6 protein-coding genes are annotated in these 12,114 nt (G+C 46.9%); 1 reads left to right on the plus strand and 5 read right to left on the minus strand.

The features are described 5' to 3' along the window. Positions 1–15: 15 nt before the first annotated feature. Positions 16–1,359 carry a saccharopine dehydrogenase C-terminal domain-containing protein gene (locus tag WD077_02175; GenBank protein ID MEX0966018.1) on the minus strand — a complete coding sequence of 448 codons (1,344 nt, stop codon included), beginning with the start codon at positions 1,357–1,359 and terminating at the stop codon, positions 16–18. Positions 1,360–1,503: 144 nt separating this feature from the next. After that, positions 1,504–2,367: an RNA polymerase sigma factor RpoD/SigA gene (locus tag WD077_02180; protein MEX0966019.1), complete on the minus strand. Its 864-nt coding sequence runs from the start codon at positions 2,365–2,367 to the stop codon at positions 1,504–1,506. Between the two features lie 193 nt (positions 2,368–2,560). Here WD077_02180 and WD077_02185 point away from each other — a divergent pair, with 193 nt between their 5' ends. Continuing rightward, entirely contained in the window at positions 2,561–3,874 is a 1,314-nt protein-coding gene (locus tag WD077_02185) for a TIGR00366 family protein (GenBank protein MEX0966020.1), read from the plus strand. A 79-nt stretch (positions 3,875–3,953) separates the two neighbouring features. Here the strand turns inward: WD077_02185 and WD077_02190 are convergent, their stop codons facing one another. From WD077_02190 to WD077_02200, 3 genes are read right to left on the minus strand one after another with little or no spacing between them, the layout of a single operon-like run. Next, entirely contained in the window at positions 3,954–9,605 is a 5,652-nt protein-coding gene (locus tag WD077_02190; protein ID MEX0966021.1) for a PKD domain-containing protein, read from the minus strand. A 31-nt stretch (positions 9,606–9,636) separates the two neighbouring features. Beyond that, positions 9,637–10,563, minus strand: a complete 927-nt coding sequence (locus WD077_02195; GenBank protein ID MEX0966022.1) for a hypothetical protein — start codon at positions 10,561–10,563, stop codon at positions 9,637–9,639. A 14-nt stretch (positions 10,564–10,577) separates the two neighbouring features. Continuing rightward, entirely contained in the window at positions 10,578–12,104 is a 1,527-nt protein-coding gene (locus WD077_02200; GenBank protein MEX0966023.1) for a hypothetical protein, read from the minus strand. Positions 12,105–12,114: the final 10 nt, after the last annotated feature.

Genomic DNA, 12,114 nt, shown 5'->3' on the forward strand with positions numbered 1-12,114 from the left:
GAACGGAAGTCAGGGTCAGAGCTTCGGCTTTTTATCTTCCTCATATTCTTTGAAACCGATTCCATTCTCGCGCAACTCCCGGAGTACCGGATTGTAGATCTCAGGCTTGAGCGGGGCCACCACGCCCGAAACCCGGATGCGGCCCTCAAGCCTTAGCCGCGCGGCAATTGCCAGGGGCAGGCCGACTGTTTTTGCCATCGCTGTTTCGCGGGCGTTTTCTCCTCTCAAATCCAGCACACTTTGGAGAAGCCGTTCTTTCTGCTCAATTTCATATTCCACCTCATGGATCATTACAACCCGGTCCTTGTCATCATCGCGCATTTTCCACTTTCGTTCCAGCAAGCTCTGAAGGATCATAGCAGGTGTTGCTTCCTCAATGTCAATATTTATTTCATCGAAAAGTCCCAGCCATTGCAGCTTTTGCAATTCGCTGCCATCTGCCTCAATTCCGAGCAAAGCCGCTAAACGTTCTTTGGGTTCCGAATGTCCCGGAGGCAGGAACAATTCAAGGTATTGCAGGTAATTCAAGCCCTCGCTGTCTGGTATGACCACGGTGTCGTTGGTGAGGCCCAAACGCACGAGGTGGTTCCATGAGCGGCAGAAACCGGGCATCCTCAACGTTCCCCGCAGGAAGTTCTGTACGCCCGCCAACTGGTACTTTTTAATATAGCTCAGCGAGTCCCGGTTCAGATAAGCCTCAAATTCGCCAGCCTTTGGTACTGTGAGGGGATAGGTCTCAGAAAACAGCCGGTGATAGGGAAGATACCTGAAGCTGTTGTCAGCCAGATATTTGGCCATCCCTTTTCCGGCCCTTACCACATTATAGGGATTCCAGGTGAATTTGTAGTGCCAGGGATTATCATCACTTTCGGGAGCCATCAGGCCCCCGGCAAAAGACCTGAAGGCATTTATTTTCCCTCCTTTATCCTCCAGCCGGTGCAGGATATGCATAGCGCTCATGTGGTCAATTCCGGGGTCCAGCCCCATTTCATTGAGAAACAACAGGTTTTTTCCTTTCACCTGCGGATCCATCTTTTGCAACTCTTCGCTTATGTAGGAGGCCGTCATTAAATCCACACCCTGCTCCAGGCAATCCTTTGCAATCAGGTTGTGCAACGAAACGGGCATAAGGGAGATCACCAGGTCTTGCCCGGCTATGGCGGCTTTTCGTTCGTTTTCATGCATTACGTTCAGTGTCAGCTTCGTAACCTCCGCTCCTTGCGGCAAAACCCGATCAATATTTTCCTGCAATACGTCAGCAACAGTAAGCTGCCAATCGTGCTGCGGTGAATGTTTCAGCAGATATTGAATGAGACTCCATGCACTGCGCCCGGCACCTGCTATCAGTAGTTTTTTCATTCTGCAAGTATATTGAAATGTAAACCTCCGGGAGGCATTTCCCTAAAAATCAACGGCAATTCAATCCCTTTCTTCAGAATTAAAAAAGGCAGGACTTGTAAAAAAATCCTGCCTTCTCCTGATGTATTCTTAATGAAAAATGCATTATCCTAAATAATACTTCAGGGGTTCACATTCTTCTGAATCCTTGAGCTTGCGCAATGCGCTTTCCCTGATCTGTCTTACGCGTTCGCGCGTCAATTCCAGCTTATGACCCACTTCGTGCAGGGAAAGTTCCTTGTATCCGCCAATCCCGAAAAGATGGCCTATCACTTCCTTCTCCTTGTCAGAAAGAATATTCATGGTACTTCTTACTTCATCCTTAAGGGACTCTGCCATGAGGAAATGATCAGGATTGGGTTCATCAGTGTCCACCATCATTCCCAGCAAAGTTTTCTCCTCACCATCTTCAAGCGGAGCGTCAATTGAAACGTGCCGCCCGGCCAGCCGCTGCGTAGTGGTGATCATATCGTGCTGCATTTCCATTATATCCGCAATTTCTTCAGAAGTTGGCTCCCGCTCATTAACCTGCATAAATTCGCTGACTTTCTGATTGATCTTGTTCAAAGTACCAATGCGATTAAGTGGCAGGCGAACCATACGGCTATTCTCTGCCAGGGCCTGAAGGATGGATTGCCGGATCCACCACACTGCATACGAAATGAACTTGAACCCACGTGTTTCATCAAATCTTTTAGCGGCTTTTATCAGGCCCAGGTTTCCTTCATTTATAAGGTCACAAAGGCTGAGTCCCTGGTTTTGATATTGTTTTGAGACCGATACTACGAACCGGAGATTGGCTACAACCAGTTTCTCCAGTGCATGGTCATCTCCCTTTTTGATCATGATCGCAAGGCTCACTTCCTCCTGCGGCTGAATCATATCCAGCATCCCGATCTCGTGTAAATATTTCTCAAGTGATTTGCTGTCGCGGTTTGTAATCTGCTTCGTGATCTTAAGTTGTCTCATCTGTTTTTCTGTTGGTTTAATACAAAATGTAAAAGTCTCGTACAGGGTAATTACACATAAATCAGGGTGCCAACCGGTAAGAAAAAAAGCGTGAAATCATAGAGAACCGGTGCTTTTGGCGTCCCAAATTAAAGTTTAATGACAATAAGAATGGATATTTTTGGCCTCTATTTATCCACAACCTTGCATATAAATGAAAAGGCGCAGCTTTATTGAAGCCATTCCTGGTCCTTTTTTGTTGGCTATCTTGCTGAGCATCACTACAATGCTGCTTGCTTTTATCCTCATGCGACCGGAAAATTCAGGATCCGGAACCTACCTAGCGGATATCCTCGGTTTTTGGTATACGGGCTTTTGGTCGTTGCTGAGTTTTACCATGCAGATGATGCTGATCCTGGTCCTGGGCCACGTATTGGCTTTGACGCCTGCTGCATCGGCCATCATTGATTTTTTTCTGAAGCAATGTAAATCGCAGGGAGCACTTGTGTTTTTCATTATGTTGCTGACGCTGTTCATTGCACTGTTCAACTGGGGGATGGGGCTGATATTCGGAGCGGTGATGGCGCGCAAAGCAGGTGAATATGCCGCACGAAATGACATAGCCGTGAATTACCCTTTGCTGGGAGCAGCAGGATATAGCGGATTGATGGTTTGGCATGGCGGACTTTCCGGGTCAGCACCCCTTAAAGTGGCGGAACCCGGCCATTTTCTCGAAAGCCAGGCTGGCGTAATCCCGGTAAGCGAAACCCTTTTTTCTGACATGAACCTGGCAATTTCTGCTGCGCTCATTTTGCTGCTGCCATTGTTTATGTGGCTCATCTCAAAGCGGGTGAAAGTGCGGGTGCCGGAAGAATTGAAAATCCTGCGCCCAAAGAAAGCTGAAATGCAAAAACCTACCAGGAGCTGGCTGATGAACGGTTTCGGACTGCTGATCCTTATTTCCGCTGTAGTAGCCGCTGCCAGGAGCGAAGGAGGGCTCATGAATATCCTTACGCTTAACTATGTAAATTTTCTTCTTTTCGGACTGGGAATGCTGCTGATGCCGGCAATGCGGAGCTACCTGCGCGCAGTAGATGAAGCGATTTTGGGAGCGGCAGGCATCCTTATTCAATTTCCGCTCTATGCGGGGATCATGGGAATTATGGCAGACAGCGGACTGCTCAGGGAATTCACCGGATTTTTTATCAGCATTTCCAACAGCACCACTTTACCGCTCTTTACCTTCATCAGCGCAGGGCTGGTAAATCTATTTGTACCAAGCGGTGGCGGACAGTGGGCATTACAAGGCCCCATAATTATCGAAGCGGCAAAAACCCTCGGTGTACCCCTGCAAAAGGCCGTAATGGCGCTGGCCTATGGCGATCAGATTACAAACATGCTTCAGCCTTTCTGGGCCCTTCCGCTCCTGGGCGTTACGGGACTGAAAGCGCAGCAACTCCTGCCATACACGGCTCTCTTGCTGCTGGCCGGATCGGTGATATTCGTCACCGGATTGCTGCTGTGGTAAAGGGAATGGCAGAAAAAACGGGAAGCCATTTTTTAAATGTTCCCGTTTTTTAAATCTCAAATTGAAATGTTCTATAGGATTATTGAATTACCAGTTTCCGCATCCAAACGTCAGATCCAACCTGCACCCTGAGGAAATACATTCCTGCTGGCAAATCCCTGAAATCCAACTGGCTGCTATACCGTCCATTCATTTGTCCCATATCACTGCGGAATTCAACTTTGCCAGTTCCATCTATTAAGGTGATGACCATCCTGACATCTTTGCTCAGTTCTGCTTCGAAGTTAAAATAGCCATCTCCCGGATTTGGATAGATCCGGAAATAATGGCCGCCTATCCGGTCTTTTACATCCGTAATCAGGAAAGGCTGGGACAATGCAGAACATCCATTGGTATCTGTTCCCATCACGGTATAGGAGCCATTACCGCTAAGTGCAACAAAGCTGTCAGTGGCTCCGGGAATGAGGTTCCCGTCCTTGTACCACTGGTATTGTGCGAAGCTCGTTACGAAAAGGGTGTCTGACTGCTGGAATATCACGGGTGAAACGGGTGCCGGATATTCAACGACTTCAAGCGTATCAGACCCTCCTGTACAACCTGAAACACTGGTTACGTCAACGAAATATTCGCCACTGGCCGTAGCGAGAATGGTTTGGGTTGTATCAGCATTATTCCACAAATAGGCGGAATAACCGGCTCCGGCATCCAGCCGGACGCTATCACCATCGCAAAACTGTAACGGACCACTGGCTACAATCAATGGTTTTGGTGAAGGTTCAACCGTTACCACCACTTGCTGGCTCTCGGCACTGCAACCATTACTATCAGTTACACTAAGTGAATATGTGCCGCTTGTCCTTACAGTTATCTCTCGCAGTGAATCGGTGGTAGTCCAAGCATAGATGGCAAATGCCTTATCAGCCGATAAAACTACACTGTCACCTTCGCAAAGTTCTGTACTGCCGAGGGTATCAATTGAAACTACCGCAGCCGGATGTACAATGGCCGCAGTCCGGAAAGTATCTGTGCATCCATCAGGAGTCGCAGCCACCAATTGAACCTGGTACGATCCGGCAGCCGTGTATAAGTGAACGGGGTTTTCTGCCATTGAATTTCCCCCATCCCCAAATTCCCAGGCAAAACTGAGTGAACCAGAGGAAATTGTACTTCCATTGATAAAACGGCTGGAATCGCTTTCGCAAACGGCTGCTACCGCGAAATCAGCAACAGGGACTTCAAAAATTTTCAAAGAATCCATGATGCTGTCAACGCATCCATCAGGCGTCACCACTATTAAAGTGGCGATGTATGTTCCGCTGGCAGCATACAAATGAGCCGGAGCAGAATCATTGCTGAAATTCCCGTCTCCGAAGTTCCAGCCATAGCTTGCCATTGTTCCGGTGGTCTGGTTATCAAATTGGGTTGAATCCCCAAAGCAATCATCCTGGGTAACAAAGGCCGCAACTGGTTTGGGATAAACGGAAACGGAATGTGATACGCTGTCAATACATGCATTGGCTGTATTTACAATCAGCGTTACCGTGTAATTGGCAGCCGAATCATACAAATGCCGTGGATTCTGATTGGAGCCGGTGGTCCCGTCACCAAAGCGCCATTGATGAGATGCAATAGCACCATTGCTGCTGTCAGTGAAAATCATGCTATCTCCTTCGCATACATTTACAAAGGAAAACCTGGCAACGGGCGATTCAAATACATCTGTTCCTTTTACAATGCTGTCCTTACAACCATCATTTGTAGTTACCGTAAGCTCCACATTATAATTACCATCGGATCCATACAAATGATTCGGATCCTGAGCCGTGGATGAGGAATTGTCTCCAAAGTCCCAGCTATAGCCTGCAATGCTCCCGGAACTCGCATCGCTGAATTCTGTGGAATCTCCGGCACATGCGCTGGTTGCGGTGAAATCGGCAACCGGGTTCGCGTATACCGCCATATTTCTGGTAACGCTGTCCTGGCAACCATTGCCCGTACTTACTACCAGCTTCACGTTATAATTACCGGCTGTACTGTAAAGGTGAGCAGGATTTTGAATTGACGATGTGCCGTTGTCTCCGAAATTCCATGAATAGCTCGTCACATTGCTGCTGCTGGTATCTGTAAATCGCAGGCTGTCACCATCACAAACTGAAGAAGCAGAGAAACCTGCGGTAGGTTTTGCGTATATTGTTACCGGCTTGCTGATGCTGTCCTTGCAGCCATTGCTGTTTTCCACAATGAGCCATGCATTATAGGATCCGCTTGCCGAATAAAGGTGCTTTGGATCAGATGCTGACGAGGTGCTGTTATCTCCAAAGCGCCACAAATAATTCGAAATTCCACCGGTTGAAGAATTGGTAAATACGGTGGAATCTCCTTCGCAGACTGTTGAAACACTAAAGTTGGAAGAAGGCAGGGAATAGACCTGAACATTCTGCGAAAAGCTGTCAACACAACCATTAGCGGTTTGAACGATCAGTTTCACCGCATAGCTGCCAGTAGTTGTGTACAAATGACGAGGCGCAGCAGAGGATGAAGTGTTATTATCCCCAAAATCCCATGAGTAGCTGCTAATGCTGCCTGTGGTTGTATTGCTGAAAATAGTAGAGTCTCCGAGGCAGGAATTTGCTGCAGAAAATCCTGCCACAGGATTAGCATACACAGAAACATTTTTAGTAATGCTATCTGAACAGGCATTGGAATTCGTAACCACCAACTTCACATTGTAGTTGCCGCTGCCGGAATACAGATGTTTTGGGCTTTGAGCGACAGAAGAATTATTATTTCCAAAGTCCCATTGATACCCGCTGATGCTGCCGCTGCTTGTGTTCGTAAAACTGACGCTATCTCCATCGCAAACATTGCCGGCAGAGAAGTTTGCAGTGGGAACAGGATATACTGTTAGGTTCGTGCTGCCGCTATCTGTGCATCCGTTAGCGGTAGTAACCCAAAGCCATACGTTGTAGCTGCCACTATAGCTGTACAGGTGTTTAGGCGACTGCGCTGAAGAAGTGGTTGTATCGCCAAAATCCCAGAAATAATTGCTGATATTGCCGGTTCCGCTGTCTATAAATGCCGCAGAATCTCCAAGGCATATATTACTGACCGTAGGCAATGCGTCAGGATTGGGGAATACACCTACATTTTTTATTATACTGTCAGCGCATGAATGAGCATTGCTGACAACAAGTTTTGCGTTGTAGCTTCCCGTATCGGCATATAAATGCACTGGGTTCTGGTTTCCGGAAAATGTATTGTCACCAAAATTCCAGGCAAAACTGCTTATGCTGCCGATACTTGTACTTGTAAAACTCATACTGTCGCCATCACAAACTCCGGCTGCTGTGAAATCAGCTACGGGCGTTGGATGCACGGTGAGATTTATAACGGTGCTATCCTGACATCCATTTGCGGTAGCCACTACCAGTTTCACATCATACGTTCCGCTGTCCGCATAAAGATGACTAGGTGCCTGTAAACTTGAAGTAGTACTGTCACCGAAATTCCAGGCATAGCTCACGATGCTGCCGGTACTGTTATTTGTAAACTTCACGGAGTCGCCATCACAAACCGGATCTGCAAAAACAGAAGCCTGGGGCATCTCGAAAACAGATATACTTTTTGTTGTGCTGTCTGCACAGCCGTTCGTGGTGTTCACCACCAGCTTTACCTGGAAAGTTCCGGTAGTGTCGTACAGATGCTTCGGATGCTGCACTGTGGATGAGGCAGCATCACCAAATGACCAATTGTAGCCAGTTACCGGTCCGGTGCTTTGATCAGTAAAATTCGCACTGTCGCCATCACAAACATTGGCCGTAACGAAATCTGCAACGGGCATTGGATATACAGAAATCACTTTCCCGCTGCTATCAGCGCAACCATTAGTTGTGGTTGCCAGCAGTTGAACGAGATAGCTCCCTGTATCCGCATAGAGATGCTGCGGATGCTGAGCTGATGATGAATCTCCATCTCCGAAAGTCCAGCTATATGTGCTGGACGGGCCACTTGTCGTATTGGTAAAGTTTACACTGTCTCCATCACACACACTGGCTGCCGTAAAATCAGCGGATGGTGCCGCATAAACTGTGATTTGCGAAGTAGTTGAGTCGCTTTTCCCTTTGGCAGAAGTAGCCACCAGGGTTACATCGTAGGTTCCAGCAGTTGGATATTTGTGTTTGAAGCTGCCGGGCGGAGAAGTGAAAGTCGCAGAGGAATCATCACCGAAATCATACTTCCATGTGGCAATGCTTCCGAACGAAATAGAAGAAGTATCAGTAAATTGAAGAGAATCGCTGACACATCCGTTGTTTAGCGTAAACCCGGGGACCGGAGGAATAGAATCGGTGTTGATAAGCAGGACTTCCTCGTCTCCTGCAGTTTTCATCGCCTCCTGGTTGCCGGTGTTATCCGTAGCGAGCGTGAAGAAGTCATAAGTATTCCCAAGGGTTCCCTGAAAAATTACAAATGTGTCTTCTATATTTTTCAAGTAATTCTGGAAAGGTCCTTTGTTCTCTGCATAATAGAGTGCATAATTTCTGATTCCAGAACCCCCGGGATCATCTTGCCCGCTCCACGAAATTACTATCCGGCTGGAATCAATAATGGGAGCAAGGGAAGAATCTATACTACTTGCCGGTGCTACCGCATCTATAAGATTATAAATTTCGGGTGTATTGATTTGGGAATTCTCATCAAATACAATTTCGGCATAGGCATTAATGCTGTCTCCGGTTACAGTAGAAGATTTCGCCATAACGGTAAACTCCACGAAACCCTCGCCATCGTGCGTGGCTGTATCATTTACCGGTAAAACGCCTTTAAATGGGTCATTTGGTGCTAAGCCAGTCAAAGGGTCAATGGCCTGGAATATCCAGAACGCTTCATTTCTTGATACATCTATTCCTGCCACTACGTCCACATATACTCCTAATGAATCACGCACATCCAGCCGCTGTGAATAGTATGTACTATTGGGAGGAACGTTAAAAACCATATTTGCGAATCCAAAATCGGCCAGTCGCAGGGAGAACCTGTTTACTTTATCAGGGAACGGATGCCTGATCTCTACCTTTTGGGCCGGGGCAGTTGCAAAATCAGGATCATTTTCAAATCGAATTTTGTAAGGATGCACATCAAATTTAGAGATCCATTTTTGCGGTCCAAAGCCTTCAGGACCGATAATATCATTGGGGTCGCGGGAGCAAACAATGGGTATAAAAACGACTGTTACGCTTCTCGTTTTTGAGCAGTTATTGGTATCAGTTACCGTACAGGAATAAGTACCTGAACCACTTACGGTGCGGCTTCCTCCGGGCCATGAATAGGTATACGGTGGAGAACCGCCACTTGCCGAGGCAGAGAGGGTAATGCTCGGTGGACCATCCTGAATACAAAATTCAATATTTCCACCTCCTGAAACGCTTATGCTGAGCGGTGGCGGGCCGTCAATTACCACTTCTTCTGTGCCAGTACAATTATTCGAATCTGTAACCGTAACGGTATAAGCGCCTTTGGCAAGGTTTGTCGCGGTTTGCCCGGCTTGGCCGTTCGACCAGCTATATTGAAAAGGCGGGGTGCCATTCTGCACGTTCGTTACCGTTGCAGAACCGTTCTCCCCGCAACCTGTGGCATCGGTTTTATCAATTGTAATTTGTGCCTGTGCAATTCCCACCCACCCTGTAAGAATGGAGATAAGATTTATCAGGAATATTTTGTACCAGATTTTCATGGCTAAATTATTTAAGCCTGTTCAGGAGTTTTCATTTCCGTATGGCGTATTCACTTTGTTGATCCATCCATTGACGGGCAGTTTCGATATCTTCCTTTGTGTAGCCAAAACCCTTTTGCTGAACAGGAAAATTTTCAAGGCTTTGAGCCAGGAGCTCCATAGCATATTGAGCGTGAAGATTACCCGGTGATCCTTCGCGGGTTGTAGGCAGGCGCGCATCCGTATCTAAGATTGATTCGAGATATTTGATCGACCCCGGTTGCCGGATAAATGCAACATCCCTCGAAACACGGGAAACCCGGATTACCTCATCCGGCTCTGTAGGAGCCTGCTGCAATACTTTTTCAATGGCATCAGTTTCTCCAAGCCGTGCCAGGGCGAGGAATGCATGCCAGGTAAACGTGCCGTACCATTTGCCGACACGGCCCACGGGATCCAGCCGGGCGCTGTCAGCAATTATTTCCCGAAGTCTCTTCTTCTCCCCGGACATCTGTGCGACACCAGCCAGCAAGATTGCTTCCCGCTTTGGTGTTTCCTCCTCAAGTAAATCCGAAATATTCTTTTTGGCGGTCCTGCTAAAATCTTCGGACTCGAACTGTTGCAGGGCCTTAGCCGCTTGTTGCCATATTGCCGCAAGAGGATCACTGAGTTTCTCCGTAAGCCGCTCCACAACTTCCTCTTTTACATTCTCTGATGGATATTCCCTGGCTGTTTTTATTTCCAGCATAGTCTTAATGAGCCTCACATTATCATCCGGATCACCTGCATATTCTTGTAAGGCATTCAATATTTCAGCGGGAGGCGATTTTAATATTTCAACATCATCCACGGTCATGCTTTTCTTGCCCCGGTTCAATTCCATCAACTCATCAATTTGTTGAGAAACACTCTGGGCTCCGGCAGATTTGCTCAGAAAAAAGAGGATACTGAAAAGTAAAATATTTCGTATCATTTTCATATCAGAATATTAGGTTAAGGATTAATTAAATCCCATTGAAATTTCCTTAATTTAATTTTGGAACAATAGTCCATTAAATTATCCGGGTCCTGGTAATTTGAGGCCCCATCGCTTGCACCGCAACCACTTGTCCCTGGCCCCGGATGTCTCAATCCAAACAATCCGTGGCCCGCCTCATGGGCACCCGTTTGTTCCACAGTATTGGGCGCGCTATGGTTTGCTACATTTATAAAAGCATAGCGCTGATTAAAGCCCATTTGGCCTAAAGCTGTATTTCCAAATTTCGGATTGTCTATCAAAAAGAAGTTTGCATCATACGTATCGTCTTTGCAACTATCTCTTATGAGCTGTGCTTCAGCGGTTGACATAAAAGCGCCATCATCATCATACATTCCATCTCTGTCAAGATCGAAATTGATGGTTTTAGCGGGCAAACGTGTGATCGTAAAATCATGTACCGCCTGGTTAAAAATATCATCATTGAGCGCAGCTAGGATAACAGCATCGGAATAATTAGAACTTATAATATCTGTATTATTGGCCGCTGTATTACAAATCCCATCTGCACCTGTATAGATGCTGTCACCGGTAATTACATCGTCCCCCGATTTTGGATGTGTGTCGCGGAAATTATTGGGACCCGACCTCACACAAAGTTGGTTGGGCTGCCCCTGGTTGACCGGTATCACCTGTGCATCGTTCCCTGAAGCTGTGGAATTGCAAACGCCATCAGCCCCGGTAGTAATGGTCTTACCCACCACCTGATCATCACCTGAAGCTGTGCTGTTCAGGATAGTATCGGTTCCGTTGTTGATGCAGACCTGATTGGGTTTTCCATTACCTACAGGAATTACCTGAATGTCATCATTATCTTCATGCACCAGGCGTATCATAATGGTTTTTGATTGCTTCTCATATACTGCCACTTCGCATTTATGAAGGTTATCTCCACTTGCGCTGCCGCAGTTTCCTTCTATATCCGCATCCGCACCTTTGGCGACACCGGTGATAGTTACCGTCTGATTGTTGGCTCCCATTTGGGCCGGTGAAACCGTTGCCTTTGCCACAACCGAACTCTTAAAATAGACCCCTTCAAATCCGTTGGGAGGCACCACCTTAGCCTTTACCGGATCATCTTCGCCCTTCTCTACTGATTTCCATGGAAATTTTGTCCCTCCCTTATTTGTCCAATCATCAAATCCATAGTCTTGTGAATTGTCTTCAAGGAAATACAAGCTGTCCATTACAATTACTTTTACCTCATCCGTGCTTTTGAAGCTAAAATTTTCTCCGGTTACCGTGAGTGTATAGGTCAATGTTGAATCAGGATCGGCCGTTGGCTTAGGTGCAGTTGGGTTGTCCAGGCCGTGAATGGGCGACCATGAATAACACCAGTCGTTATTCGTATTTTTACCAATAACCACCGTTCCTGTTTTACAAGTAACGGTATCAGGTCCTGCATCAGCCTGGGCAATTGCCATAGCAGGCAAGAGCAGTAAGACCGCCAGGATAGATATGAACCATATCCGCATATATTTCATAGCCTCTTAG

Source organism: Bacteroidia bacterium (assembly GCA_040880525.1).
Classification (GTDB): domain Bacteria; phylum Bacteroidota; class Bacteroidia; order CAILMK01; family JBBDIG01; genus JBBDIG01.